The 25,770-nt window shown below is 64.3% G+C and carries 22 protein-coding genes; 16 read left to right on the top strand and 6 right to left on the bottom strand.

All coding sequences use genetic code 11. The features are described from left to right. Positions 1-5: 5 nt before the first annotated feature. From HWY05_RS17555 to HWY05_RS17545, 3 genes are read left to right on the top strand one after another with little or no spacing between them, the layout of a single operon-like run. Positions 6-1,238, top strand: coding sequence for a VWA domain-containing protein (locus tag HWY05_RS17555; protein ID WP_176059058.1), 1,233 nt, complete (start codon positions 6-8; stop codon positions 1,236-1,238). Further along, entirely contained in the window at positions 1,229-1,843 is a 615-nt protein-coding gene (locus tag HWY05_RS17550; RefSeq protein ID WP_176059057.1) for a carbon monoxide dehydrogenase subunit G, read from the top strand. Before HWY05_RS17555 ends, HWY05_RS17550 begins: the two co-directional genes overlap by 10 nt. Beyond that, positions 1,816-2,838 carry an XdhC family protein gene (locus tag HWY05_RS17545; protein ID WP_035554033.1) on the top strand — a complete coding sequence of 341 codons (1,023 nt, stop codon included), beginning with the start codon at positions 1,816-1,818 and terminating at the stop codon, positions 2,836-2,838. Before HWY05_RS17550 ends, HWY05_RS17545 begins: the two co-directional genes overlap by 28 nt. Before the next feature lie 143 nt (positions 2,839-2,981). Here the strand turns inward: HWY05_RS17545 and HWY05_RS17540 are convergent, their stop codons facing one another. Beyond that, the gene (locus HWY05_RS17540) at positions 2,982-3,722 is read right to left on the bottom strand and encodes a PepSY-associated TM helix domain-containing protein (protein ID WP_244146635.1); all 741 of its coding nucleotides are present in this window, start codon (positions 3,720-3,722) and stop codon (positions 2,982-2,984) included. Positions 3,723-4,061: 339 nt separating this feature from the next. On the opposite strand from HWY05_RS17540, the gene HWY05_RS17535 reads away from it, so the two are divergent. Continuing rightward, the gene (locus HWY05_RS17535; protein ID WP_176059056.1) at positions 4,062-5,969 is read left to right on the top strand and encodes a DUF3857 and transglutaminase domain-containing protein; all 1,908 of its coding nucleotides are present in this window, start codon (positions 4,062-4,064) and stop codon (positions 5,967-5,969) included. A gap of 33 nt (positions 5,970-6,002) precedes the next feature. Here the strand turns inward: HWY05_RS17535 and HWY05_RS17530 are convergent, their stop codons facing one another. Both HWY05_RS17530 and HWY05_RS17525 read right to left on the bottom strand, forming a co-directional pair. Continuing rightward, positions 6,003-7,031 (bottom strand): serine/threonine protein kinase, encoded by a 1,029-nt coding sequence (locus HWY05_RS17530; protein WP_035554040.1) that lies wholly within the window; start codon positions 7,029-7,031, stop codon positions 6,003-6,005. 160 nt (positions 7,032-7,191) lie between these two features. Continuing rightward, positions 7,192-7,404, bottom strand: a complete 213-nt coding sequence (locus tag HWY05_RS17525) for a hypothetical protein (RefSeq protein WP_035554043.1) — start codon at positions 7,402-7,404, stop codon at positions 7,192-7,194. Positions 7,405-7,843: 439 nt separating this feature from the next. Between HWY05_RS17525 and HWY05_RS17520 the strand changes: the two genes are divergently transcribed. The 5 genes from HWY05_RS17520 to HWY05_RS17500 all read left to right on the top strand — a co-directional run bounded on the left by HWY05_RS17520 (position 7,844) and on the right by HWY05_RS17500 (position 15,873). After that, the gene (locus tag HWY05_RS17520; protein ID WP_176059055.1) at positions 7,844-11,026 is read left to right on the top strand and encodes an efflux RND transporter permease subunit; all 3,183 of its coding nucleotides are present in this window, start codon (positions 7,844-7,846) and stop codon (positions 11,024-11,026) included. 82 nt (positions 11,027-11,108) lie between these two features. Beyond that, a complete protein-coding gene (locus HWY05_RS17515; RefSeq protein ID WP_176059054.1) occupies positions 11,109-12,452 on the top strand; it encodes an efflux RND transporter periplasmic adaptor subunit in 1,344 nt (447 codons plus the stop codon). Beyond that, positions 12,449-13,993 carry an efflux transporter outer membrane subunit gene (locus tag HWY05_RS17510; RefSeq protein WP_176059053.1) on the top strand — a complete coding sequence of 515 codons (1,545 nt, stop codon included), beginning with the start codon at positions 12,449-12,451 and terminating at the stop codon, positions 13,991-13,993. Before HWY05_RS17515 ends, HWY05_RS17510 begins: the two co-directional genes overlap by 4 nt. A 175-nt stretch (positions 13,994-14,168) precedes the next feature. Further along, positions 14,169-15,407: an MFS transporter gene (locus tag HWY05_RS17505; protein ID WP_244146633.1), complete on the top strand. Its 1,239-nt coding sequence runs from the start codon at positions 14,169-14,171 to the stop codon at positions 15,405-15,407. A gap of 280 nt (positions 15,408-15,687) precedes the next feature. Further along, on the top strand, positions 15,688-15,873 hold the full coding sequence (locus HWY05_RS17500) for a hypothetical protein (RefSeq protein WP_035554051.1): 186 nt from the start codon (positions 15,688-15,690) through the stop codon (positions 15,871-15,873). A gap of 87 nt (positions 15,874-15,960) precedes the next feature. On the opposite strand, the gene mgrA is transcribed toward HWY05_RS17500, so the two are convergent. After that, a complete protein-coding gene (gene mgrA, locus HWY05_RS17495) occupies positions 15,961-17,004 on the bottom strand; it encodes an L-glyceraldehyde 3-phosphate reductase (protein ID WP_176059051.1) in 1,044 nt (347 codons plus the stop codon). Between the two features lie 235 nt (positions 17,005-17,239). Between mgrA and HWY05_RS17490 the strand changes: the two genes are divergently transcribed. After that, positions 17,240-17,446: a DUF3185 family protein gene (locus HWY05_RS17490; protein ID WP_035554055.1), complete on the top strand. Its 207-nt coding sequence runs from the start codon at positions 17,240-17,242 to the stop codon at positions 17,444-17,446. A gap of 104 nt (positions 17,447-17,550) precedes the next feature. Here the strand turns inward: HWY05_RS17490 and HWY05_RS17485 are convergent, their stop codons facing one another. Then, on the bottom strand, positions 17,551-18,312 hold the full coding sequence (locus tag HWY05_RS17485; RefSeq protein WP_176059050.1) for a phytanoyl-CoA dioxygenase family protein: 762 nt from the start codon (positions 18,310-18,312) through the stop codon (positions 17,551-17,553). A 631-nt stretch (positions 18,313-18,943) separates the two neighbouring features. On the opposite strand from HWY05_RS17485, the gene HWY05_RS17480 reads away from it, so the two are divergent. Then, positions 18,944-19,312 (top strand): hypothetical protein, encoded by a 369-nt coding sequence (locus tag HWY05_RS17480; protein WP_035554059.1) that lies wholly within the window; start codon positions 18,944-18,946, stop codon positions 19,310-19,312. 100 nt (positions 19,313-19,412) lie between these two features. On the opposite strand, the gene metK is transcribed toward HWY05_RS17480, so the two are convergent. Beyond that, positions 19,413-20,603, bottom strand: a complete 1,191-nt coding sequence (gene metK / locus HWY05_RS17475) for a methionine adenosyltransferase (protein WP_035554061.1) — start codon at positions 20,601-20,603, stop codon at positions 19,413-19,415. Positions 20,604-20,880: 277 nt separating this feature from the next. On the opposite strand from metK, the gene HWY05_RS17470 reads away from it, so the two are divergent. The 5 genes from HWY05_RS17470 (at position 20,881) to HWY05_RS17450 (ending at position 25,736) form a co-directional block, all read left to right on the top strand. Continuing rightward, complete coding sequence (locus tag HWY05_RS17470; RefSeq protein ID WP_035554064.1) at positions 20,881-21,765, top strand: lipid A biosynthesis lauroyl acyltransferase; 885 nt, start codon at positions 20,881-20,883, stop codon at positions 21,763-21,765. A gap of 34 nt (positions 21,766-21,799) precedes the next feature. Next, complete coding sequence (gene dapF / locus HWY05_RS17465) at positions 21,800-22,663, top strand: diaminopimelate epimerase (RefSeq protein ID WP_035554066.1); 864 nt, start codon at positions 21,800-21,802, stop codon at positions 22,661-22,663. 69 nt (positions 22,664-22,732) lie between these two features. Continuing rightward, positions 22,733-23,464, top strand: coding sequence for a DUF484 family protein (locus HWY05_RS17460; RefSeq protein WP_035554069.1), 732 nt, complete (start codon positions 22,733-22,735; stop codon positions 23,462-23,464). 54 nt (positions 23,465-23,518) lie between these two features. Next, positions 23,519-24,442 (top strand): tyrosine recombinase XerC, encoded by a 924-nt coding sequence (xerC, locus tag HWY05_RS17455; RefSeq protein WP_176059049.1) that lies wholly within the window; start codon positions 23,519-23,521, stop codon positions 24,440-24,442. A gap of 91 nt (positions 24,443-24,533) precedes the next feature. Further along, positions 24,534-25,736, top strand: a complete 1,203-nt coding sequence (locus tag HWY05_RS17450) for a class I SAM-dependent rRNA methyltransferase (protein ID WP_035554074.1) — start codon at positions 24,534-24,536, stop codon at positions 25,734-25,736. Positions 25,737-25,770 lie beyond the last annotated feature (34 nt).

Below are 25,770 nucleotides of genomic sequence, written 5' to 3'. Positions count from 1 at the left end.
TCAGCATGACGACGCCCGACGATACGCCCACCCTCGCCCGCAACGTCGTCCATTTCGTGCGCGTGTTGCGCGGTGCGGGTTTGCCGATGTCGCCGGCGCATGCCGTCGACGCGCTCGCCGCGCTGCACTGGATCGATCTTGACCGCCGCGACGACGTGCGCGCCGCGCTGGCCGCGTCGCTGGTCTCCGCGCCCGACGAGCGCGACCTGTTCAACGCCGCCTTCGACCTGTTCTGGCGCGATCCCGACTGGGAAGGCAAGCTGCGCGCGCTGCTGCTGCCGAAAGTGCGCGACGGCCTGCCGCCGCCCAAACGCAATAATCGTCTCGCCGACGCGCTCGCCGTGCGCGCGCCGCCCTCGCCGCATCGCAAGACCCCGCAGGAAACCGAGCAGCACGAACTGCGCGCGCACGCCACCTTCAGCGCGGAAGAACGGCTGCGCCACCGCGATTTCGATACCCTCACCGCCGATGAATGGCGCACTTTGCGTCACCTGATCCGCGGCCAGCGCCTGCCGCTCGCCACCGAACCGACGCGCCGCCTGAAGGCCGCCTCGCGCGGCACGCATGCGGACTTGCGCGCGAGCGCGCGACACGCCGTGCGCTCGGGCGGCGACTGGACCGTGTGGAAGTATCGCGCGGTGGTCGAGCGCAAACCACCGCTCGTGTTGCTGCTCGACATCTCCGGTTCGATGAGCAGTTATTCGCGCGCGGTGCTGTATTTCTGCCACGCGCTGTTGCAGTCGCGCGAGCGGCTGCAGGTGTTTCTGTTCGGCACGCGACTCACCAACGCGACGCGCGCGCTGCGCGAGCGCGACCCCGACGTCGCGATCGCCGCGCTCACCGATCAGGTAGTCGACTGGTCGGGCGGCACGCGGATCGGCGCGGCGCTCGCGGAATTCAATCGCCGCTGGGCGCGGCGCGTGCTGACCGGCCGGGCCACGGTGCTGCTCGTGACGGACGGCCTCGATCACGAAGCGATCGACGTGCTCGATACCGAAATGGCGCGTCTGCACCGCTTCGCGCATCGGATCGTCTGGCTCAATCCGCTGCTGCGTTTCAGCGGCTTTTCCCCGAAAGCGCGCGGCGTGCAGGCGATCCTGCCGTATGTCGACGCGCATCGTCCGGTTCATAATCTCGACAGCCTGACCGCGTTCGGCCACGACCTCGCGCAACTCACGCGCGCGCCGCGTCCCGCCGTCGCCGCCAGGACCACCGCAGGAGCGCCGTCATGGAACTGACCGACACCCACACACTGCCGGTTTCGCAGCAACGAACGTGGGACGCGTTGAACGACACGGAAATTTTGCGCGCCTGCATTCCGGGCTGCGAAAGCATCGATCCCGACGGTGAGAACGCGTATCTGGTCGCGCTGAGCGCTGCGGTCGGCCCCGTCAAGGCGCGTTTCAAAGGACGCATGCAACTGACCGACATCGACGCGCCGAACGGCTACAGCATCGTGTTCGAAGGCCAGGGCGGCGCCGCGGGTTTCGCCAAGGGCAATGCGCGCGTCACGCTCGAAGCCGACGGCGACGCCGCCACGAAACTCGCCTACACGGCGAGCGCGCAGGTGGGCGGCAAGCTCGCGCAGATCGGTTCCAGACTGGTGGATGGCGCGGCGCGTAAAATCGCGGGCGAATTCTTCAAGCGCTTCGGCGCGCTGGTGAGTGGCGAGGGTGGCGACAGCGCTGAAAGCTTGGACGCAGCCGCCCCGGAAGGCACCGAGCCAGCAGCCGATCCAACGGCGCGGGACAATACAGCACAGAATGAGGCCGCGGACGCCGAGTCCGGCGGCGACGCAACGAAAAGGAAGAAATCATGGACAGCGTGGATCTCGAAGTCCTGAAGTCCAGCGCACGTTGGCTGGAAGAGGGACATCGCGCGCTACTGGTAACGGTGGTGAAGACGTGGGGCTCGTCGCCGCGTCCCGAGGGCGCGATGCTCGCGGTACGCGACGATGGACTCGTGGTCGGCTCGGTCTCGGGCGGCTGCATCGAAGACGATCTGATCGATCGGGTACGGCAAAAGGGTATCGAGCAGACGCAACCGGAAGCGGTGAAATACGGCATCACGGCGGAAGAAGCGCATCGTTTCGGCCTGCCCTGCGGCGGCACGATCCAGCTCGTGCTTGAACCGCTGGCGCCGCAAAGCGGCATCGCGGAACTGTGCAATGCGGTGGAAGACGGCCGCCTTGTCGCGCGCGAACTCGACATGGCGACCGGCGCGGTGCGACTCGGCGATGCGCAAGCCACGGATGGCGTGCTGTTTGACGGTGAGCGTCTGTTGACGATTCACGGCCCGCGTTACCGGATGCTGGTAATCGGCGCGGGGCAGTTGTCGCGCTATCTGTGTCAGATCGCGGTCGGGCTCGACTATCAGGTGACGGTGTGCGATCCGCGCGAAGAGTACACCGAGGAATGGGATATCCCCGGCACGAAGATCGTGCGCACCATGCCGGACGATACCGTGACCGACATGAAGCTCGACGAGCGCTGCGCGGTGATCGCGCTCACGCACGATCCGAAGCTCGACGACCTCGCGCTGATGGAAGCGTTGAAGACGCCGGCGTTTTACGTCGGCGCATTGGGCTCGCGGCGCAATAACCAGGCGCGGCGCGAACGGCTGAAGGAGTTCGATCTGAACGATACCGAACTGGCCCGCTTGCATGGGCCGGTGGGCATTTATATCGGCAGCCGCACGCCGCCGGAGATCGCGGTTTCGATTCTCGCCGAAGTGACGGCGGCCAAGAACGGCGTTTCGTTACCGACGCTGCTGAAGGTTGAAGGCGCGAAGGCCGCGCGGGAAATTGCGGCGTCCGGTGACGCGACATGCAGCGTGTAGCGTGTAGCGTTTGATGGCGCGTTAGCTTAAGCGCTCGATTGCCTCGTGTGGCGTGCGGCGTGCGGCGTGCGGCGTGCGGGGCAAGTCTTGCCATAACCGTTGCCACAACCGCCGCCGCCGCGCGAAGCAAGCTGAAACGCGGATTACATCAATCCGCACACCACGGCGGCAATCACTGAGCCACTCACCAGAATCACGCCCACGAGGCGGCGTTTGTTCAACTCGGTCCACAGCAGCACGCCGGTCAGCGACAGCAGAATCATCCCGCCGGCAATCGTATCGATCAGCAACACCCAGCCGACGCTCAAACCCACGCCGCGATGCAGATTGTTCATCGTCGTGAGAAACGAGTTGTGGGTGCGCTTCACCGCGACAAAGCCGTTGCCGACCCAGTACTCAGCCTGCACGTTCTGCGCGGTGCCGAAGATGCCGACCTGCCAGAACTCCGGCTGCATCGTGCTGCGGTCGCCCCACGCCACCGGATGCGCCGGCTCGCGCTTCGCCTTGCCCGGCTTGCCGTCGATCTTCAATTCGCCTTGCAGCCACTTCGCCATGTCTATCGGCGAACGCAGCGGTTTCTGCGGCACCGGAATCTGCATTTCCTCGACCTGCGGCTCGCCCGACGACACCTTCAGCGGCCCGCCCCGGTGATTCAGCAGGAAGCCAGTCGCACCGAACATCAGACCCAGGACGGCGCCCCACAACCCGACCCAGCCGTGCACCTTGCGCAGCCACTTGATGAAGTTCGCGCGCCGTGAACGCTGGCGCCGTGCGGCCTGCTCGGCGTCGTCCATCAGATGATGACCTCGCTGCGGCGTGTGCGCGGTGTATTGCGAGCCGTCGGCAGCAGCAGATTTCATATCGATCGAATCAGGCGCATTCACATCCAGGCTCCAGCTACGGCAAATTGATCGCCACCGGGCACGGCAACATCGCGCGCTCTGGGCAGCAGTAAAGGGGATTACGTACGAGTATCGAGAGGAGGTGCCGGACGACCCGGCTTGCGGTCCAGGGCGTCCGGCTGAAAAGCTGGCTGGCTGGCAGTCACAGAGGAGGAGAAATGTGACGGTACGCTGGCGATGCCTTTCAATTGAGAATGGATATCATTACACAAATAGGGCATTTCCTCAATCGCAGCGAGCGGCTACCGCTTGACATCTACGCGGCGCAAACCGACTCTAGCTGGCGATCCCGTCAACATTGCCGCCGGAACCTTACCCGCCATGCGCCCTTCTTCCGTGGTTTGTTTCGCCCTGGCGTTGTCCGGCTGGTTGGCCGGCGTTCCTTCGGCGAGCGCGAGCGTGCCAACCAAACTGGACGATCCCTACACGAACGAAGGCGAGACGCAGACCTTCACCGTGAACGCCGACGGCTCCTTCTCCAAGCTCGACACGATGACGCTGCGCGTGAACAACGAAGCCGGCGTTGCGCGTGTGGCGCAGCAATACGTCTGGTTCAATCGCAACATGGCGGACGTGCAGATTCTCGAGGCCTACACGACGACCGCCGACGGTGTGCGTCACGACGTGCAGCCCGAGCAGATCCGCGACGTGCAGGAAGCCCGTTCGTTCGACGCGCCGATGTTCCAGGACATTCAGGAAAAGGTAATCGTGTTCCCCGCGGTCGAGCCAGGCGCCCGCGTGCATCTCACCTACAGCAAGACGCAGAAGCAGCCCATCGTGCCGGGCCAGTTCAGCGACTTCACGCCGCCCGACCTCGCGCCGACGCACAACTTCCATCTGATCTACGACCTGCCCGCCGACAAACCGCTCTATGCCGACGCGCGCGGCTTCACCGCCTTGCAACCGGTCACGCGCGACGGCCGCACGCGCTACGAGTATCGCTACGACAAGTCGCACTTCAGCCGGCTGGAGCGCGGCTCGATTGCGTACGTGTCTTATGGCGATCGGCTGATGGTCTCGACTTTCCCCGACTACGCCGCGTTCGCCGCGACCTACCGCGAATCCGCGGCGGACCCGAGCGCGCACGACGCCGCGGTCACGCGTCTCGCGCAACAGCTCACCGCTCACGACCACACACCGCGCGATAAAGCCAAAACGCTGTACGACTGGGTTCGCCGCAACGTCCGCTATGTGGCGATCAATGTAGGGCGCGGCGCGGTGGTGCCGCATAGCGCGAGCGAGATCCTCGCGAACCGCTACGGCGACTGCAAGGACCACGTCGCGTTATACGGCGCGTTGCTCGACGCGGCCGGCGTGCGTAACGAGCCGGCGCTGATCAGCAGCGGCTCGATCTATACGCTGCCGAGCGTGCCGGGCTACGGCGTCATCAATCACATCATTACGTGGCTGCCGGATTTGCAGCAGTACGCCGATTCGACCGCGTCGAATGTCGAATTCGGTTTTCTGCCTTCGTCGGATATGAACCGGCCGACCGTGCTGGTCGGTCAGGGCGTACTGGCGAGCACCCCCGCCACCGCGCTCATGACGCGTAGCAGCGACCTGTCGATGAAGGTCGAACCGGATGGTTCGGCGAGCTTCACCTACCGGCTGGAAGCGGCCGGCGCGTCCGCCGAACAGGCCCGCGCGATGTTGCGCATGCAGACGCCCGCGCAACGCGAGGAATCGATTCAGGCCGAGTTGCGCAGCGCGAATCTGCGCGGCACGGCGACGCTCAGCACCAGCGACCTGAGCGCTGTCGACGGTCCGTTGACGATCACGATGAAAGGCACGCTGGAGAGTCTCGTCGTGCCGGGTGCAGCGGCATCGATTCCGGCGCTGACGAGTCTGGCCGGCGGCTTCGAAGCGGACACGCGCTATTGGCTGGGCGAACGTCAGCGCACGCAACCGTTCGTCTGCCACAACCTCACCTTGCACGAACACGCGCGTATCGAACTGCCCGCGAATTTCCGCGTGCTCGACATGCCGGAGGCGAAACGCACGCAAGACCGCTTCGTCGATTTTCAGTCGCAGTACACGTTCGATCCGCTCAGCAACGTCGTCACGATGACGCGCGAAGGCGCCACGCATTTCGACAGCGACGTCTGCACGCCCGACGACTTCGCGCAGATGCGTCCCGCGATGGAAGCGATCGGCCGCGACGTGCGCGCCGAGGTGATTGTTAAATCGACGCTGGTGGAATCGTCGAGCGTGGCGTCGCAGGCGCCGTGAAGCGCCGGCGGTCTCACACATCAATGCGCGCGCTCAAACCGGCCAGAGCGGTCCTTCCTGCATCGCGCCGATCTGCTCGCGCAATTCGAGAATGCGGTCTTCCCAATAGCGCTGTGTGTTGAACCACGGAAACGCCGCCGGAAACGCCGGGTCGTCCCAACGGCGCGCGAGCCACGCCTGATAGTGAATCAGGCGCAGCGTGCGCAACGCTTCGACCAGATAGAGTTCACGTGGCTCGAAGTCGCAGAAGTCTTCGTAACCGGCGAGCAGATCCGTCAGCGCGCGCGACGCCTCGCCGCGTTCGCCCGGCAGCAGCAGCCACAAATCCTGAATCGCCGGCCCCATGCGGCTATCGTCGAAGTCGACGAAATGCGGGCCCGCGTCGGTCCACAGCACATTGCTCGGATGACAATCGCCGTGCATGCGCAGCAGGCGAATCTCACCGGCGCGCTCGAATGCACGCTCAACGCCTTCAAGCGCGAGATTCACTACGGTTTCCCACGCGGTGCGCACGTCGTCCGGCACGAAGCGTTGTGCCAGCAGGAAATCGCGCGGCTCGTAGCCGAAGGTCTGGATATCGAGCGTGGGACGCTCGGTGTAGTTTTGCGTCTGCCCCACCGCGTGAATACGGCCGATGAAACGCCCCAGCCATTCGAGCGTATCGCGCCGGTCGAGATCGGGCGCACGACCGCCGCGACGCTCGAAGATCGAAAAGCGGAAGCCCTCGAAGCTGTGCAGCGTGCGGCCTTCGAACGCGCGCGCGGGCACCGCCGGAATCTCGCGTGCGGCAAGATCGGCGACGAATGCGTGTTCTTCGAGAATGGCGGCGTCGCTCCAGCGCTCGGGACGATAGAACTTCGCGACTACCGGCGGGCCGTCTTCCACGCCCACCTGGTACACGCGGTTCTCGTAGCTGTTGAGCGGCAGCATGCGGCCGTCGGTTCGTACACCGACGGTAGCGAGCACGCTGTCGAGCGCGTCGAGCACGATTTCCGGCTGGAGCCGGGCGAAGGGCGCAGCGCTATTCGCGCCGGCCTGGGAATCGGAAGTGTCGTCGTTCATGCACGCATTGTGCGCCGCGCCGCCGTCAAACACGAGGGCAACGGCTCACGATGCGGTGGACGGCGCCTGAGCGCAGGGTCGCCGCACGATGGGCGCGCGGCTTACAGACAGCAAACGCGCAGACGGGCCAACGAGCCAACGCGTCGAACTCGAACCAGCGTCAATGAACCTGCGCACTCGACGGACGGACCTGCTCGCCCGTATCGATCAGATCTTCCAGGAAAAAGGGTTCAGTATTCAGGTGCTCGGACGTGCCGGGCTCGCCGGCATACCACGCCACCATGGCCATGTCGCCGAGAATGCGCATGACGATTCCGCGCGCGCCCTGCGGCACGGCGATATGCACCGATCGGACAATAGAACCGATTTGCATGATGTTTCCCCGTTCTCCCATAGCCGGCTTTATGATTTCACGCCGGTCAAGGTAAATAAAAACGCCGCCACGCCGATAACGTTGCGTACGCACCCAATCTTCTGCGCGTTTGACGCGTGAGAGGTTCGAGTCATTGTTCCCGTTTTGCGGGGCCATGAAAAGCGCGAACTCGGGGCACTTGACCCGTCGTTTCGCCCTATTCCCATTACGCCGCGCCGGACCGATGATTCTTGGCGTAACGCGTCGTAACGAGCCCATCATAAACCCAGCTGGGGGGATATATCAAAAACGTGCATCGACACAATGATCCGTTGAATCGGCCCGGCGCGACCGCCGGCTCGCATCGCGGCCGTCACTGGGGTCGGGGTCGGCTTCAGGCTCGCCGTGCCCGCGGCATCGCGAGCGCCGTGCTCTTCGGCTTCGACCGTCGCGACTAGCCATGTGGATCGTTCGCCTCGCGCTGCGGCGCCCCTATACCTTTGTCGTGCTGGCTCTGCTCCTGCTGATCGTCGGACCGCTGACGATCCTGCGCACGCCGACCGATATCTTCCCCAACATCGACATTCCGGTGCTCTCGGTGATCTGGTCGTATAACGGCCTGCCTGCGGACGAGATGGAAAAGCGCATCGTGCTCAACTACGAGCGCGGTTTGTCGGTCGCGGTCAACGATATCGAGCACACGGAATCGACCTCGCTGAACGGTATCGCGGTCATCAAGATCTTTTTCCAGCCGCACGCGAATATCGATGAAGCGCTCGCCGAAGTCACCGCGTTGTCACAGACGCAATTGCGCTCGCTGCCGCCCGGCATCACGCCGCCGAACATCTTGCGCTACAACGCGTCGACGGTGCCGATTCTGCGGCTCGCGCTGTCGTCGGCATCGCTCACCGAGCAGGAGCTGTACGACTTCGGCAATAACTTTCTGAAGACGCAGCTCGCCACGGTGCCGGGCGCGTCGGCGCCGTTGCCGTACGGCGGCAAGCAGCGGCAGATCATGGTCGATATCGACTCGCGCAAGCTGCAGGAGCGCAATCTGTCGCCCATGGACGTGGTCAACGCGGTCACCGCGCAGAACCTGATCCTGCCCTCGGGCACCGCGAAAATCGGCTCGACCGAGTACTCGGTGGAAATGAACGGCAGCCCCGATTCGCTCGCCGGGCTCAACAATATTCCGATCAAGTCCACCGCCAACGGCACCGTTTATATCCGCGACGTCGCGCACGTGCGCGACGGTTTCCAGCCGCAGACCAATATCGTGCGGGTGAACGGCCAGCGCGCCGCCTTGCTGACCATCAACAAAAGCGGCAACACGTCCACGCTCGAAATCGTCGACCGCATCAAGACGATGATGCCGACGCTGCGCAATCTCGTGCCCGCGTCGCTGAACATCGATCCGGTGGCCGATCAATCGCTATTCGTGCGCGCGTCGGTGCAGGGCGTGCTGCGCGAGGCGTTGATCGCCGCCTGCCTCACCGGTCTGATGATTCTGCTGTTCCTCGGTAACTGGCGCGCGACGCTGATCATCGCCGTGTCGATTCCGCTGTCGATGATCACGTCGATCATCGCGCTCTCCATGCTCGGCGAAACCATCAACATCATGACGCTCGGCGGGCTCGCGCTCGCGGTCGGGATTCTGGTGGACGATGCGACGGTCGCGATCGAAAACATCAGTCATCAACTGGAGCAAGGCAAGACGCTTGAGCAGGCGATTCTCGACGGCGCGCATCAGATCGCGATTCCGACGCTGGTGTCGACTTTGTCGATCTGCATTGTCTTCGTGCCGATGTTTCTGCTGACGGGCGTCGCGCACTACCTGTTCATTCCGCTAGCCGAAGCGGTGGTGTTCGCAATGCTGGCCTCGTATTTCTTCTCGCGAACGTTAGTACCGACGCTCGCGAAATATCTGCTGCGTCATCACCATAAGGCAGTGGACGCGCATCACGCGCCGGCGCAAACGCGCAACCCGTTCATGCGCGTGCACTATGCATTCGAAGGCGGCTTCGAGCGGTTGCGCGAGCGCTATCGCGTGTTTCTCGAAGCGCGCGTCGCACGACCGGGTCTGTTCGTGACGCTGTTCCTGGTGTGCTGCGGCGTGTCGATGTTCCTGATGCCGTTCCTCGGCCGCGACTTCTTCCCCGCGGTCGACGCCGGCACCATCGCGCTGCATCTGCGCGCGAAAACGGGTATGCGGGTGGAAGAAACCGCGGTGGTCACCGATCGCGTCGACACGCGCATTCGCCAGTTGATTCCGAAAGAAGAGCTGCATTCGATCATCGACAACATCGGCCTGCCGGTGTCGGGCATCAACCTGTCGTACAGCAACACCGGCACGATCGGCACCTCGGACGCCGACGTGCTGATCACGCTCAATCCCGATCATCACCCGAGCGCCGACTACGTGCGCACGCTGCGCCGCACGCTCACCGACGAATTCCCCGGCGTGCAGTTCGCGTTTCTGCCGGCGGATATTGTCAGTCAGACGCTCAACTTCGGGATGCCGTCGCCGATCGATATCCAGATCGTGGGCCGCGACGTAGCGGGCAATCGCGTGTTCGCGGCCAATCTGCTGAACCGTCTGCGCAAAGTGCCCGGTCTCGCCGACGCGCGCATCCAGCAGCCCGCCGATTTGCCGCGTATTTTCATCGACGTGGATCGCACGCGCGCGCAGCAAGCCGGTTTCACGCAACGCGATATCGCGAGCAATCTGCTGATCACACTGTCCGGCAGCCAGCAGACCACGCCGACGTTCTGGCTCAATCCGCGCAACGGCGTCAGCTACAACGTGATCACGGAAGCGCCGCAATACACGATCGATTCACTGCAATCGCTCGCCAATATTCCGCTGAACGCGAACGGCCGCAGCAATATTCTCGGCTCGTTCGCCACGATGACGCGCGAAGCCGGCAACGCGACACTGAACCACTACAACGCGCAGACCACCATCGACATTTACGGCACCGCGGACGGCCGCGATCTCGGCGGCGTGTCCGACGATATCCGCAAGATCATCGACGACGCAAAGGCCGAGTTGCCCAAAACGTCGAGCATCGAAGTGCGCGGCCAGGTGCAGACCATGAACGATTCGTTCTCGGGTCTGTTCGCCGGTCTCGTGTTCGCGATCCTGCTGGTTTATCTGCTGATCGTGGTGAATTTCCAGTCGTGGCTCGATCCGTTCATCATCATCACGGCGCTGCCCGGCGCGCTCGCGGGCATTGTCTGGATGCTGTTTCTCACGCACACCACGCTGTCCATTCCGGCGCTCACCGGCGCGATCATGTGTATCGGCATCGCGACCGCGAACTCGATTCTGGTGATCAGCTTCGCGCGTGAACGCCTGCTCGAACACGGCGACGCGACACGCGCGGCGATCGAAGCGGGCTTCACGCGTTTCCGTCCGGTGCTGATGACGGCGCTCGCGATGGTGATCGGCATGGTGCCGATGGCGATCGGTCTCGGCGAAGGCGGCGAGCAGAATGCGCCGCTGGGGCGCGCGGTGATCGGCGGTTTGACGATCGGCACGCTGGCCACACTGATCTTCGTGCCAGTAGTGTTCTCGATGATCTACCGTCGACTCGCGGCGCGGCGTTTGCGCGCGGCGGAACATGTGGTGCAGAAGCCATGACGTGCATCGCGGCGGCAATCGCAACGGCAAACATGACGAGAGGCAGCGCTGACTGCCCACGCATCTTCACAGGGGAAGTTTGATGGAAGCACATCGTCCGGACGGTTCCGGCACCTCGCACGAACCGGCGAAAAGCAAACGCAGGCGATTGATCGCCGTCGCCGTGGCCGTGGTGGTGATCGCCCTCGCCGCGCAAGGCATCTGGTCGCGCCACGACGCGCACGCCGCGCTCGAACGCGATGCCGAACACGCGAGCCAGACCAGCGTGGAAGTCGTGCGGCCGCAGAAGTCGACGGCCGGACTCGATCTCGTGCTGCCGGGCAACGTGCAGGCCTTTCTCGACACGCCGATCTACGCGCGCACCAACGGCTATCTGAAGAAGTGGTACGCGGACATCGGCGCGCACGTCAAAAACGGCCAGCTGCTCGCCGAAATCGACACGCCGGAAGTGGACGATCAACTGCGCGCCGCGCGCGCCGATCTCGCGAATGCAGACGCCAACTATGCGCTCGCGAAAAGCACCGCCGACCGCTGGACCGACATGTTGAAAAGCAAGTCGGTATCGAAGCAGGAAACCGACGAGAAAGTCGGCGACATGCTTGCGAAGAAAGGCACGCTCGACGCGGCACGCTTCAATGTTGCGCGTCTGGAGAAGACGCAGTCGTTCCAGAAGGTCTACGCGCCGTTCGACGGTATCGTCACGGCGCGCAACGTGGATGTCGGCGCGCTGATCGACGCGGGCAGTTCGGGCGGCCCGGCGAAGGAACTGTTCCACGTCGCGCAGGCCGACCGCTTGCGGGTGTATGTGAACGTGCCGCAGGCTTACGCACAACAGGTGCGCGCGCAACAAAACGCGTTTCTGACGCTGACCGAAACGCCGTCGAAACACTATCCGGGGACGGTGGCGCGCACCGCGGGCGCCGTCGATCCGCAACAGCGCACCATGCTGGTGGAAGTGGACGTCGACAATCGCAATGGTGATTTGCTGCCCGGCGCGTACGCGCAGGTGCATTTCGCGTTGGGCACGGGCGCGGCGCCGTTCACGCTGCCGGGCAATGCGTTTCTGTTCCGGCCGGATGGCGTGAAGGTCGCGACCGTGGACGCGCAGCACAAGGTGAAGCTGATCACGGTGTCGCTGGGGACGGACTTCGGTACGCGTGTGGCGGTCGCGTCGGGTTTAACGGGCAACGAGCAGGTGATTCTGAATCCGCAGGATTCGATCGTCGACGGGGCGCCGGTGCGGATCGTGCCGCGGCAGGGCGCGGCGGGTGCTTCGGGTGCTTCGGGTGCTTCGGGTGCTTCGGGTGCAGCAGCGAACGGTGAAGGTGCGGCCGGTGCGGCCGACACGTCCGGTGCTTCCGGTGCGGCTGGAAACACACCGGCGGCGCACCCTGTCGCGAGTCCATCCGCGAGCGCATCGTCATGAATGCACCAACGCCATCCTCGCGCAGCAATCGCGCGCCTCAACGCAAGCGCGTCGCCTTGCGCACGTCGGCGTGGGTGTCGGCCTTGGCGCTCGCTTCAGCCTGCCTGCTCGCCGCCTGCACCGTGGGCCCCGACTACGTCAAACCACCCACCGCGACCGCCGCCACCTACAAGGAACTCGAAGCCACCGGCTGGATGCCCGCGCAACCCGCCGACACGCTCACGCGCGGCGCCTGGTGGAACGTCTACGCCGATCCCTCGCTCGACGCGCTCGAACAGCAGGTTGCCACCGCGAACCAGACCGTCCAGGCCGCCGAAGCGCGCTTTCGCGCCGCGCGCGCAACCGTCGCGCAATATCGCTCGACCTACTTCCCCGTGATCAGCGCGAACGGCGACTATTCGCGCGCACGGGGTTCGAGCAACGTGCTGCACAAGTCGACCGCCGGCCTCACGCTGAACGACTACCTCGTGCAAGCCGACGCATCGTGGGAGCCGGACTTGTGGGGCCGCGTGTCGCGCAGCGTCGAAGGCGCGAAGGCCGAAGCGCAGGCAAGTGCCGCCGACGTCGACGCCGCGCTGCTGTCCATGCAAGCCGAACTCGCGACCGACTACTTCGAATTGCGCGGCCTCGATCAGGAACGCCAGCTTCTCGACGACACCATCAAGGCCTACACGGAAGCGCTCGATCTGACGCAGCACCGCTACGCCGGCGGCATCGCTACCGACGCCGACGTCGCTCAGGCACAAACGCAACTGAAGACCACCCAGACGCAAGCACTCGATCTTGGCGTGCAGCGCGCGCAACTCGAACACGCGATCGCGATCCTGACTGGCCAGCCGCCTTCGACGTTTTCACTGCCGGTCGCACCGCTCGTCGCGGTGCCGGTCGTGGCCGCTGCGGGCGTGCCGTCGGCGTTGCTGGAACGACGCCCCGACATCGCGGCAGCCGAACGCCATATTGCCGACATGAACGCGCAGATCGGCGTGGCGACCGCGGCGTTTTTCCCCAGCCTGATTCTGTCGGTGACGGGCGGCCTCGAAGCGACCAACTACAGCCAATGGCTGGTGGCCCCGAGCCGGCTGTGGTCGCTCGGACCGGCGCTTGCCGGCACGCTGCTCGACTTCGGCGGACGCGCCGCCGTGAAGGAACAGGCGCGCGCGCACTACGACGAAAGCGTCGCGCAATACCGGCAGACCGTGCTGAGCGCGTTCGGCGAAGTCGAGGACAACCTCGCCGCGTTGCGCGTGCTCGAACAGGAAGCGGCCGCGCAGGACGACGCCGTCGCCGCCGCGCAGCGTTCGCTGGCGGTCGTCTCGAACCGCTACAAGAACGGCGCGATCACGTATCTCGACGTCGTCGTCGCGCAGACCACCGCGCTGACCAACGAGCGCAACGCGGTGTCGATCGCGCGCCGCCGGATGGCTGCGAGCGTGGCGTTGATCAAGGCGTTGGGCGGCGGCTGGGACGCGTCCGCGTTGCCCACCGACGAGCAGATCGTGCATCCGGCAACGGCGGCGAGCGAAGCGGCGGCGCACGGTTAGCGCACGGCGAGTGCCCGACTCGCCGATCCACGCGGATTTTTCAGCGTATCCTTAACACCTTCGACTCACCCGCGCTCGCCAAGGAGATTGTTTCGTGACCGCGTCGCCGGAATCCCACCGGACTGCTACTTCGGCTGTTCCCTCTTCGTCTGACTCGTCTGCCTCGCCCGCCTCGTTGAGCGCGTCCACGTCCGACGCGCCCGACATCGCCAACCTCACCTACCTCGAACGCGGCACACGAGCCTACTGGCGCGCCAGCATCGCGCTGCTGTTCGCCGGCTACGCCACGTTCTCGCTGATGTACTGTGTGCAGCCTCTGCTGCCGTCCTTTTCCGCGGCGTTCAACGTGACGCCCGCGCAAAGCAGCCTGTCGCTGTCGGTGACCACGGCGGCGCTTGCGCTGGCTATCTTCGTCGCCGGTTTCGTCTCGGAAGGCTGGAGCCGTCACAAGCTGATGACGATGTCGCTCACGGTGTCGGCGCTGCTGACGATCGGCGTGTCGATCGCGCCGCAGTGGCATCAGTTGCTCGTATTGCGCGCGCTCGAAGGTCTCGCGCTCGGCGGCGTGCCGGCCGTCGCAATGGCCTACCTCGCCGAGGAAGTCCATCCCGACGGGCTCGGTCTCGCGATGGGCCTCTACGTCGGCGGCACGGCGATCGGCGGCATGGCGGGGCGCGTGATCACCGGCGTCGTCGCGGATCTGTTTTCATGGCGTGTGGCGATCGGCACGATCGGCGTGCTCGGCATTCTGTCGATGCTCGCCTTTCGCGCGCTGCTGCCGCCGTCGCGCCATTTCGTGCCGCGGCGTGGACTCGGTTTCGGCCATCACCGCAATGCATTGCTGAAGCAGTTCACGCGGCCTGGTTTGCCGTTGCTGTTTCTGCTCGGCTTCGTGCTGATGGGCAGTTTCGTGACGCTGTACAACTACATCGGCTACCGGCTGCTCGCGCCGCCTTACCGCTTGAACCAGACGGAGATCGGTGCGATCTTCATCGTCTATCTGACGGGCGTGGTCGCGTCGCCATGGTCGGGCCGCATGGCCGATACCTTCGGCCGAGCACGCGTGCTGACGGCGAGCCTGCTGTTGATGGCGCTCGGTCTCGCCCTCACGCTGTTGCACCCGCTCGCGGCAATCGCGCTCGGCATTGCCTGCGTGACGTTCGGTTTCTTCGCCGGGCACTCGGTGGCAAGCGGCTGGGTCGGACGCCTCGCGAAAGAGGCCAAGGGCCAGGCCGCCGCGCTGTATCTGCTCGCGTATTACATCGGCTCGAGCGTGGTCGGCTCGTATGGCGGCCACATCTGGGCCGACTATGGATGGAACGGTGTCGCGGGACTCGTCGGTCTGCTGCTCGTGATCGGCATGCTGGCGGCGCTGCGCTTACGCGGACGTGAACGCGAACAGGCCACCGGCTGACGGCTGACGGCTGACGCTTCGATCCGCTCTGCATGGAATACCCGTAAAAAGAAAGGCCAGTGTAAGCAAACGCTTCACTGTTTTCGTCCCATTTGCTGCGCCGCGCCAATCGCGGCAAGCCTTGGCGCGCCGGGTTCAGCGGCTTGCGAATAGCCGCTGCAGCGCCGCACAGCGCAGCGATGACGGTCAAACCGTCTCCTATACTCGAATCGAGCCGGGCAGTTGCATGACGCCAACATGGCGCCGCTGCCTAAGCCAGTATCAGGTTACGGAGACGACTATGACGACCTACTTCACGATCGGCGATTTCATCCTGGTGATTCCGATGGCGCTGGCCGGCGCCCTGTTTGTCGGCGCGCTTCCCTGCAAGACGGAGTTTCGGCACAACGTGCTACGGGTACTCGGCGCACTGATCGGCGTGATGTTCGCGGTCGTGCTGGTCGAGGGTCTGCCGGCGCTGGTCTAGCGAAACCGGCGAAAAAAAGCCGCCTCACGGGCGGCTTTTTCTGTTGCTGCTGCGGCGGCAACGACTTCGGCCTGCAAGCGCCGGGAATCAGATCGCCTGATCCGTCGACGGCTTTTCCCACAGGTTGATGCCACCTTCGGTCGCGTAGCGGTCGATCTCCGCGAGTTCGTCTTTCGAGAACGCGAGGTTCTTCAACGCGCCGACGTTCTCACGCACCTGCTCCGCCCGGCTCGCGCCGATCAGCACCGAGGTCACGCGCGGGTCGCGCAACGCCCAGGCGAGCGCCATTTGCGCGAGGCTCTGGCCGCGACGCTGCGCGATGTCGTTGAGCTTGCGCACGTGCTCGATGTTCTGCTCGCTCAAATGCTCCTGCTTCAACGAACCGCCGCCCGGCTTATTGACGCGCGCGTCTTGCGGCACGCCGTTCAGATACTTGCCGGTCAGTAGACCTTGCGCGAGCGGCGTGAACGCGATCGACCCCGCGCCGACCTGCGCCAGCGTATCCAGCAACTCGTGCTCGATCCAGCGGTTGAGCATGTTGTACGCGGGTTGATGGATCAACAGCGGCACTTTGTATTCGGCGAGCAGCTTCGCCATTTCAAGCGTCTTGCTGGCCGAGTACGACGAAATCCCGATGTACAGCGCCTTGCCTTGCTGCACGGCAGTGGCCAACGCGCCGGCGGTTTCTTCGAGCGGCGTATCGGCATCGAAACGATGCGAATAGAAAATGTCGACGTAGTCGAGGCCCATGCGCTGCAGGCTCTGGTCGAGACTCGCAAGCACGTACTTGCGCGAGCCGCCGCCCTGCCCGTACGGGCCCGGCCACATGTCCCAACCGGCCTTCGACGAAATCAGCAGCTCGTCGCGATACGGCTTGAAGTCGTCCTTGAACAGACGGCCGAAGTTGGTTTCGGCACTGCCGTACGGCGGGCCGTAATTGTTCGCTAGGTCGAAGTGCGTGATGCCGAGGTCGAAGGCCGTGCGCAGAATGTCGCGCTGCGTGGAGATCGGCGTGGTGTCGCCGAAGTTGTGCCACAGGCCGATAGACAGCGCCGGCAGTTTGAGACCCGACTTGCCGCAGACGCGGTACTGCATGTCCGAATAGCGTTCTGAAGCTGCTTCGTAAGCCATTGCTTGTGTCCTTGAAGTTGAGGTTGCCCAACCAGTGCGGGCGTGAGGCAATCGCATGCTGCGGGAGGCGTACTTCGCGATGTGTCGTTCGACGTATTGTCGACGCGTTGTTATAGACGGCTGGTCCACTATGGTAGCCAATCGACGTGAACCCTGCAGAGGCCCAGTATGCGGGATGGACGATTGCTTGCACGTCCCCTACACTTTGCGCGGACCGAACTGATGGGAGAAGTAGATGGTGAAGGCGATTTCAATCGCGCTGATTGTCGGCGGTATCGTGCTGCTGTATTTCGGCGGTCAGGCGTTCAACTCAGTGAGCAGCGAGGTTTCGCGTGTCTTCACGGGTTCGCCGACGAATAAGGCGATCATGCTGATCGTCGCCGGCGTGGCGGCCACGATCGCCGGCCTGACCGGCGTCGCGTTGTCGGGGCGCAAGCGGTAAGCGGCGATTAGCTGCCGGTGCGCGGCGCCTGGCTTCAGGCGCCGAGGCACCCGACGATGGCGCGAGCCGCGCCACGTGCTGGATCAACCACCCGGCTCAAACAATCAGAACGGCACCTCGGGCTTGGCCGCCGACCGGCTGCCCGGCAACGGCACGTTGCTCGCACCGTGATAGGTGTAGACCAGCGAAAACTTCACCTGGTCGCTGAGATTCTTGCCGGCCGAATGCAGCGTATTGCAGTGGAAGAACACCACGTCGCCGGCCTTGAGTTCGGGCGATTCCGCGGTGCGAATCCATGCCTCGTTGTCTGGCAGATCGGAGCGGAAAAACTTGGCCTCGTCGAAGCGTTCGGAGGTGAACGACGCGTTGTGCGACTTTGGCACCAGCCAAAGCGCGCCGTTGTCGACCGTTTCGGAGCCGAGCGCCACCCACACCGACACCAGATCGTCGCGCTCGAACGACCAGTAACGCACGTCGCGATGCCAGCCGGTCAAGCTGCCGTACGCCGGATGCTTGGTCATCACGCAGTTGTGATGCGCGCGCGACAGGCGCGGTTCCTCACCGAAATACAGCTCCATCCAGCCGCGAATTTCCGGCGCGGTGGCCCATTGCGCAAAGGCCGGCGCGCGGCCATAGGCGTCCAGCAAGCGGCGCACCGTCTGGCCGCCCGGCGCATGCCTGGAATCCGGCGCGCCGGGGTATTTCAGATCCGCCTCGAACTCGATCGGCGCCGCCGCTTCGTGCAACTGGCGCAGTGCAATCTGCTTCAACTCATCGCAACGCTCGGGCGACACCAATCCGGGCACCACGACAAAACCCTGCTCCCGCAACGTCTGAATCTGCTCTTTCTTCGAATGAAGTGACATGGTGTTCCGTTACCGTCGACTAGCTGATCCCTCGATTGTAAAGCGGGCGCGATCGGACGGTGCGCAGTTTCGCCGTGCGGGAAGACGTAGCGCAAATCAGTGAATAGCCCGCTCGCCACGAGCGTTAGAGTGAAATCGAATTACTTCGCGGACGTAATGAACCGTGATCGGGTATTCCAGAATCAATCTGAAAATGCCTGAAGATTAATCATTCAATGCGAATGGATTAAGAATCCGCGATTTCTCGCAACCAATCCTAGATGCGCACCGCGTCTCCCGCGACGCGGCAAAATGCCAGCACGTCAAATGGGCAAACACGCACGATAATCGGTCGCAAAGGGCGCGACCCCGTCGACGCGCACCATCGCTTTACTCCGTAAAAACCCCGATTCGCAGGGTAAAAACCGACTTTCTGACGTCATGAATCACGTGTAGCCTGCATACATGTTTAACGCCATTCCCGCACTAGCGCGCCGCATACTGGCCGCTAAGGCCAATATCATCGGCCTCCGTGCCTTTTCCGATCGAATCCCGGGCATTCGCGCCGTTCCTTGCGATCCTGTCATTGGCACATTTGCTGCTCTGACTGACGCACCTTCCGACACGCGACGCGTTGCCCACCTGTGAAGCCATGCATACTCTTCTGAATACCCGCCTTACCCGCGCCGCGCTGAAAGCGGCACGTCCGGCGCGCCGCCATGTCGTGCGCGCGCTGCGCCACCATGCCACGCGCACCCGCGCAATGGGCGAACAATGGCGCGATGCCAAAGCGGTCGACGGCATTCGCACCTGGTTCCACACGTTCTTCTCCGCGCTGCGTCTGCAAGGCAGTTCGCGGCGCTTTTCGCTGCGCACGCTGCTGCGCAAGCCGACGCCGCTACGCCTCGCCGCCCCGCAACTCGTGCCGGTTGCCGCGCCGCAAAACACGAGCCGCCGTCCGCGCCGCATGTCGACGAACGGCAGCACCGGCTGGTTCGCGTTCGCGTTTGCGAGCCGTTAAGCGCGTAGCAAAACAGCTCGCCCCAACCAGCTCACCAGCAATAAAAAAACCCCGCCGGGCTCACGCCCGGCGGGGTTTTTCTTAAGCGGACAGCCCGCGCTTATTCAACCAGCGCAGCGACCGGTTCCGTACCGGCAGCTTCAGCGAGCGCCAAAGCCTTGTCCGTGGATTCCCACGTGAATTCCGGCTCTTCACGGCCGAAGTGACCGTAAGCCGCGCTCTTCTCGTAGATCGGGCGCAGCAGGTCGAGCATCTGGATGATGCCCTTCGGACGCAGGTCGAAATGCTCCTGCACGAGGCGCGTGATCGTTGCATCCGACACGCGGCCCGTGCCGAACGTGTTGACCATCACCGAAGTCGGCTCAGCGACGCCGATCGCGTACGACACCTGAATCAGGCAGCGCGAAGCCAGACCGGCAGCCACGATGTTCTTCGCAACATAACGACCGGCGTAAGCCGCCGAACGGTCGACCTTCGACGGATCCTTGCCCGAGAACGCGCCGCCGCCGTGCGGCGCCGCGCCGCCGTACGTGTCGACGATGATCTTGCGGCCCGTCAGGCCGCAATCGCCTTGCGGACCGCCAATCACGAAGCGGCCGGTCGGGTTCACGAGGAACTTGATGTCGCCCTTGATCAGTTCGGCCGGCAGCGTCGGCTTGATGACTTCTTCGATCACGGCTTCGCGCAGCGTGGCCAGTTCGATATCCGGCGAATGCTGCGTGGACAGCACGACGGTGTCGATCGAATGCGGCTTGCCGTCGACGTAGCGCACGGTGACCTGCGACTTCGCGTCCGGACGCAGCCACGGCAGACGGCCGTCGCGGCGCAGATTCGCCTGACGTTCCACCAGACGGTGCGACAGGTGGATCGGCAGCGGCATCAGTTCCGGCGTTTCTTCACACGCGTAACCGAACATCAGGCCCTGGTCGCCGGCGCCTTGATCAAGGTTGTTGTCGTGCGCGCGGTCCACGCCTTGGGCGATGTCCGGCGATTGCTTGTCGTAAGCGACGAGCACCGCGCAGCCGCGGTAGTCGATGCCGTATTCGGTGTTGTCGTAGCCGATGCGCTTGATCGTATTGCGCGCGACCTGGATGTAATCGACGTTCGCGGTGGTGGTGATTTCACCGGCCAGCACGACCAGACCCGTGTTGCACAGCGTTTCCGCTGCGACACGCGAGTACTTGTCTTGCGTCAGGATAGCGTCGAGGATCGCGTCAGAGATCTGATCCGCGACTTTGTCGGGATGGCCTTCGGAGACGGATTCGGAAGTGAAGAGATAGTCGTTTGCCACGTTTCAGACTCCAATTGTGTGGTTACGGTTGAGTTTCACGTAGCCAGCTTCGGGAGCCTTGAAGCGGCGACGCTTTAGCGGAATACCTTACTGGCTGGGGCCTATCACGTGGATCGGACCCGCCAGCTTCGCCCCGCAAGTTGTCTATTAACTCGGCGAAGCCCTTATTATAGCGGCTTCCTTTGTTTGTCACAGAGTGTCCACCCGTGTTGCATTTCGACCCGATCCAGAATTTCTTGAGTAAACCGTCGCTCGACGCCCTGAGCGGAGGACCGACATGCTGAGTCGTCTTGGCGCCCATCTGGCGATCGGCCTGCTCAAATTTCTGGCACTGCTGCCCTACGGTTTCGTGGCAAGACTGGGCGACGGACTAGGCTGGCTGCTTTATCAGATTCCCAGCAAGCGCAAACGCGTCGTCCACGTCAACCTGAGCCTGTGTTTCCCGGAGTGGAGCGCGGAGCATCGCGAAGAGATCGCGCAGAAACATTTCCGCCACGCGATCCGCAGCTACGTGGAGCGCAGCGTCCAGTGGTTCGGCTCGGCGGAAAAATTGAAGAAACTCATTCAGGTGGACAGCGAGGTCGACCTGCTGGATCCGGACATGCCGCCCACGCTGTTGCTAGGCGCGCATTTCGTCGGTATCGAGGCCGGCTCCGTGTTCATCAATTACTCGCTGCACCGGCAGTGCGGCGCGCTCTACCAGCCGATGTCCAACAAGGTGCTCGACGACGTGGCGAAGGCCGCACGCGGCCGCTTCGGCTCCGACATGGCGAGCCGCGCCGACAGCGCTCGCATCGTGCTGCGCTGGCTGCGCGACCGCAAACCGGTCATGCTGGGCGCCGACATGGACTACGGCACGCGCAACTCCACCTTCGTGCCGTTCTTTGGCGTGCCCGCCTGCACGCTCACTGCGGTAGGCCGTCTGGCGGAAGTCGGGCACGCGCAGGTCGTGCCGTTCATCGGCGAGGTGCTGCCGAACTACAAGGGTTACCGGCTGAAGGTATTCAAGCCGTGGGAGAACTACCCCACTGGCGACGACGACGCGGACGCCCGTCGCATGAACGCCTTCCTGGAAGAACAGATTCAGCTGATACCCGAGCAGTACTACTGGGTGCACAAGCGCTTCAAAACCCGCCCGCCCGGCGAACCCAGCGTGTATTGAACGCAGGCGTGGGCGCGTCACTTACAATAGCGTGATGAAACTGAAATTCACCAAAATGCACGGCGCGGGCAACGACTTCGTCGTGCTCGACGGCTACACCCAACCGGTCAACCTGACGCCGGCGCAGGTGCGCGCGCTCGCGGACCGGCATTTCGGCGTCGGCGCCGACCAGTTGCTGCTGGTGGAAAAGCCCACCATCGCAGGCGTCGATTTCAGATATCGCATCTTCAATTGCGACGGCGGTGAAGTCGAACATTGCGGCAACGGCTCGCGCTGTTTCGTGAAGTTCGTGCGCGACAAGGGTCTGACCGACCAGCGCACGGTGCGCGTGCAGGTGCAGAACGGCACCCTCACGCTGACCCTGCAGGAAAACGGCGAGGTGCTCGTCGACATGGGCGCGCCGGTGTTCGACCCGGAACGCGTGCCGTTTGCCACCAAGGGCCTCGAAGGCCGTCGCGAAGGCGCGGACACGCTGTGGCCGCTCGACGTGAACGGCACGACGCGCTGGATTTCAGTGGTGTCCATGGGCAATCCGCACGCGGTGCAAGTGGTCGACGACGTCGAAGCGTTTCCGGTGCTGGTCGAAGGCCCGGTGATCGAGCGTCACGCGCGCTTTCCGCAGCGCGTGAACGCGGGCTTCATGCAGATCGTCGGCCGTAGCGAGATCAAGCTGCGTGTGTTCGAGCGAGGCGCCGGCGAAACGCTGGCATGCGGCACGGGCGCGTGCGCGGCAGTCGCGGCCGGAATCCGGCGCGGTTTGCTCGAGGCGCCGGTGCTCGTGCATACGCATGGCGGCAAGCTGACCATCACGTGGGACAGTGCAAAAGCCGACGAGCCGTTGCTGATGGCCGGCCCTGCGGCGACCGTCTTCGAAGGCGAGATTGAGCTGGCCGATTAGTTAGCTGCCTGAATCCATTGACCGAAGCGCCGCCCCAGGGCGTCGCCCCGTAGTCCTTTAGCCGAAACCATGAACGATCGCGAAGTCGCCGAATATTTGCTCGCCAACCCCGAATTCTTCGCCGACCACGCGGAGACACTCGCGACCATCCGGCTCGCGAACCCGCACGGCAAAGCCGCGGTGTCGCTGCAGGAACGGCAGATGGAAATGCTGCGCGACAAGAACAAGCATCTCGAACGCCGCCTCGCCGAGCTGCTGCGCTACGGCCACGAGAACGACAGCATCGCGTCGAAATTCAATCGCTGGACCATCCGCGTGATGGCCGAGCGCGATCCGTACGCGTTGCCGCGCACGATCGCCAGCGGTTTGCGCGATATCTTCGACGTGCCGCAAGCCGCGCTGCGCGTGTGGGACGTGGCCGAGCCTTATGCGCAAGCCGACTTCGCGCGCCACGTCGGTGAAGAAGTGCGGATTTTCGCCAACAGCCTGACCACGCCGTATTGCGGCGCGAATACCGGCTTCGAAGCGGCGCAGTGGCTGGTGCCGTCCGCGAATGCGACGGCTGCCGCGCCTGAAGAAAGCGCGTCCGGCGCAGCGCCGTCCGAAGCCGCGCACGTCACCGAATCGATCGCGCTGCTCGCGCTGCGCGACCCCGAGGGCAAGGAAGAAGCACCGACCTTCGGCCTGCTGGTGATGGGTTCCGCCGACGCGCGCCGCTTCCACGACGGCATGGCGACCGATTTCCTGACGCAGATCGGCGCGCTGGCCAGCGCCGCGCTGAGTCGTTTGCTGCCGCGCTGAGCGCCGATCGTGCAACCGATCCGCTACCGCCGCCCTCGCCGCTAGAGGCCCATCGTGACCGAAGCCGACCCGATCGCCGCCTATCTGTCGAATCTCGAACATGAGCGGCGGCTGTCGGCGCATACGCTGCGCGGCTATACCCACGAACTCGACGAACTCCGGTTGCTGGCCAAGGGCCGGCCGCTGCAAAGCCTGACCGCCGTGGACATTCGCGGCGCCGTGTCCCGCGCGCACGCGCGCGGCCTGACGGCGCGATCAATCAGCCACCGCTTGTCGGCATGGCGCGCGTTTTATCGCTGGCTCGCCGGCCGCGTCGATCTGCCGGCCAACCCGGTCGCGACCGTGCGCGCGCCGAAGCAGCCGAAAACGCTGCCCAAAGCGCTGTCCGTCGACGACGCCACGCGGCTGATGGAAAGCCCGCCGCCCGCATCGCTCGAAGGCTTGCGCGATCATGCAATGCTCGAACTGTTCTACTCGTCGGGTCTGCGGCTGTCGGAACTGGTCGGCCTCGACGCCCGTTTCGCCGATGCCGACGGCTACCGCTCCGCGGGCTGGCTCAAGCTGGATGCCGCCGAAGTCGAAGTGCTCGGCAAGGGCAACCGGCGCCGCATCGTGCCGGTCGGCCGCAAGGCGCTGGAGGCATTGAATGCGTGGCTGGCGGTGCGCGACCAGATGGTGAAGCACGATCCGCATCCGCTGTTTCTGTCGGCGCGCGGCAACCGGCTGTCGCCGAACGTGACGCGCGAGCGCGTGAAACGCGCGGCGCTCGCCGCCGGCATTCCCGCGAATGTGCATCCGCACGTGTTGCGGCATTCGTTCGCCACGCATGTGCTGCAGTCGAGCGGCGATCTGCGCGCGGTGCAGGAGCTGCTCGGCCATGCCAGCATCACCGCCACGCAGGTCTATACCGCGCTCGATTTCCAGCACCTCGCGCACGTCTACGACAAGGCGCATCCACGCGCCAAAAAACGCGACTGATTCCGCTCGTTGAAGCGGTTCGCAGTCTCCGGTTTCGCTTCACCCGCCGCGCACGTCTTGCCGCGCGGCTTAATGCTCTGCTGACACCCTGATGAATATCGTTACGCTCAAACCGTCGAAAGAAAAGTCGCTGCTGCGCCGCCATCCGTGGGTCTATGCCAACGCGATCGATCGCGTCGACGGCAATCCCGCGCCCGGCGTCACCGTGCTGGTGCGCGCGCACGACGGCCGTTTCCTCGCCCGCGCCGCCTACAGCCCGCATTCGCAGATCCGCGCGCGGGTGTGGAGCTTCGACGAAAGCGAGCCGATCGATCACGCATTCTTCAAGCGCCGCGTGCAACGCGCGCTCGCGCATCGGCGGACGATGGTGCACGACACCGGCGCGGTGCGGCTGATTTTCGGTGAAGCGGACGGCCTGCCCGGCCTGATCGTCGATCACTACGTCGCCGAAGACGAAGGCCAGCGCAGCCAGTTGGTCTGCCAGTTCATGGCCGCGGGCGTCGAGGCGTGGAAGGACGCGATCGTCGCCGCACTGGCCGACGCGACCGGCTGCCCGAACGTCTACGAGCGCTCGGACGTGTCGATCCGCCAGAAAGAAGGACTCGAACAGATCACCGGCGTGCTGGCGGGCGAAGCGCCGTCGGACGCGTTGATCGCGAGCGAAAACGGCGTGCGTTACCACGTCGACGTGCGCAACGGTCATAAAACCGGCTTCTACGTCGATCAACGCGATAACCGCCTGCTCGTGCAGCAGCTCGCGCAGGGTCGCGAAGTGCTGAACTGCTTCTGCTACACCGGCGGCTTCTCGCTGGCGGCGTTGAAGGGCGGCGCCAAACGAGTGGTGTCGATCGATTCGTCCGGCGACGCGCTGGCGATCGCGCAGCAGAACGTCACGGCCAACGGCTTCGACGCCGAACGCGCAACGTGGCTCGACGCCGACGCGTTCAAGACGCTGCGCCGTCTCTACGATGAAGGCGAGCGCTTCGACCTGGTCGTGCTCGATCCGCCGAAATTCGCGCCGTCGAAAGAACACGTGGACCGCGCGTCGCGCGCTTACAAGGACATCAATCTCACTGGGCTAAAGCTGCTGCGCCCGGGCGGCCTGCTGTTCACCTACTCGTGTTCCGGCGCGATCGACTCCGAGCTGTTCCAGAAGATCGTCTCCAGCGCGGCCGCCGACGCGCGCGTCGACGCGCGGATTCTCAAGCGGCTCGGCGCGGGCGTGGATCATCCGCTGCTCACCGCGTTCCCGGAAGGCGAATACCTGAAGGGCCTGCTGTTGCAAATCGCCTGATCGCCCATAGCTTCAGGGTTATTACGAGCGCCGG

The sequence above is a fragment of the Paraburkholderia sp. BCC1876 genome (genome assembly GCF_902833695.1).
GTDB lineage: Bacteria > Pseudomonadota > Gammaproteobacteria > Burkholderiales > Burkholderiaceae > Paraburkholderia.
This window is presented reverse-complemented; position numbering and strand designations above follow the sequence as displayed.

Bases quoted from the DNA above. Each gene is read 5' to 3' on its own strand.
- HWY05_RS17525 (WP_035554043.1), bottom strand. From the start codon at position 7,404: ATGCAAATCGGTTCTATTGTCCGATCGGTGCATATCGCCGTGCCGCAG.
- HWY05_RS17450 (WP_035554074.1), top strand. From the start codon at position 24,534: ATGAATATCGTTACGCTCAAACCGTCGAAAGAAAAGTCGCTGCTGCGC.
- HWY05_RS17500 (WP_035554051.1), top strand. From the start codon at position 15,688: ATGACGACCTACTTCACGATCGGCGATTTCATCCTGGTGATTCCGATG.
- HWY05_RS17490 (WP_035554055.1), top strand. From the start codon at position 17,240: ATGGTGAAGGCGATTTCAATCGCGCTGATTGTCGGCGGTATCGTGCTG.
- HWY05_RS17520 (WP_176059055.1), top strand. From the start codon at position 7,844: ATGTGGATCGTTCGCCTCGCGCTGCGGCGCCCCTATACCTTTGTCGTG.
- HWY05_RS17460 (WP_035554069.1), top strand. From the start codon at position 22,733: ATGAACGATCGCGAAGTCGCCGAATATTTGCTCGCCAACCCCGAATTC.
- HWY05_RS17510 (WP_176059053.1), top strand. From the start codon at position 12,449: ATGAATGCACCAACGCCATCCTCGCGCAGCAATCGCGCGCCTCAACGC.
- HWY05_RS17530 (WP_035554040.1), bottom strand. From the start codon at position 7,031: ATGAACGACGACACTTCCGATTCCCAGGCCGGCGCGAATAGCGCTGCG.
- HWY05_RS17550 (WP_176059057.1), top strand. From the start codon at position 1,229: ATGGAACTGACCGACACCCACACACTGCCGGTTTCGCAGCAACGAACG.
- mgrA (WP_176059051.1), bottom strand. From the start codon at position 17,004: ATGGCTTACGAAGCAGCTTCAGAACGCTATTCGGACATGCAGTACCGC.
- HWY05_RS17480 (WP_035554059.1), top strand. From the start codon at position 18,944: ATGCATACTCTTCTGAATACCCGCCTTACCCGCGCCGCGCTGAAAGCG.
- HWY05_RS17545 (WP_035554033.1), top strand. From the start codon at position 1,816: ATGGACAGCGTGGATCTCGAAGTCCTGAAGTCCAGCGCACGTTGGCTG.
- HWY05_RS17485 (WP_176059050.1), bottom strand. From the start codon at position 18,312: ATGTCACTTCATTCGAAGAAAGAGCAGATTCAGACGTTGCGGGAGCAG.
- HWY05_RS17535 (WP_176059056.1), top strand. From the start codon at position 4,062: ATGCGCCCTTCTTCCGTGGTTTGTTTCGCCCTGGCGTTGTCCGGCTGG.
- HWY05_RS17515 (WP_176059054.1), top strand. From the start codon at position 11,109: ATGGAAGCACATCGTCCGGACGGTTCCGGCACCTCGCACGAACCGGCG.
- HWY05_RS17470 (WP_035554064.1), top strand. From the start codon at position 20,881: ATGCTGAGTCGTCTTGGCGCCCATCTGGCGATCGGCCTGCTCAAATTT.
- dapF (WP_035554066.1), top strand. From the start codon at position 21,800: ATGAAACTGAAATTCACCAAAATGCACGGCGCGGGCAACGACTTCGTC.
- HWY05_RS17555 (WP_176059058.1), top strand. From the start codon at position 6: ATGACGACGCCCGACGATACGCCCACCCTCGCCCGCAACGTCGTCCAT.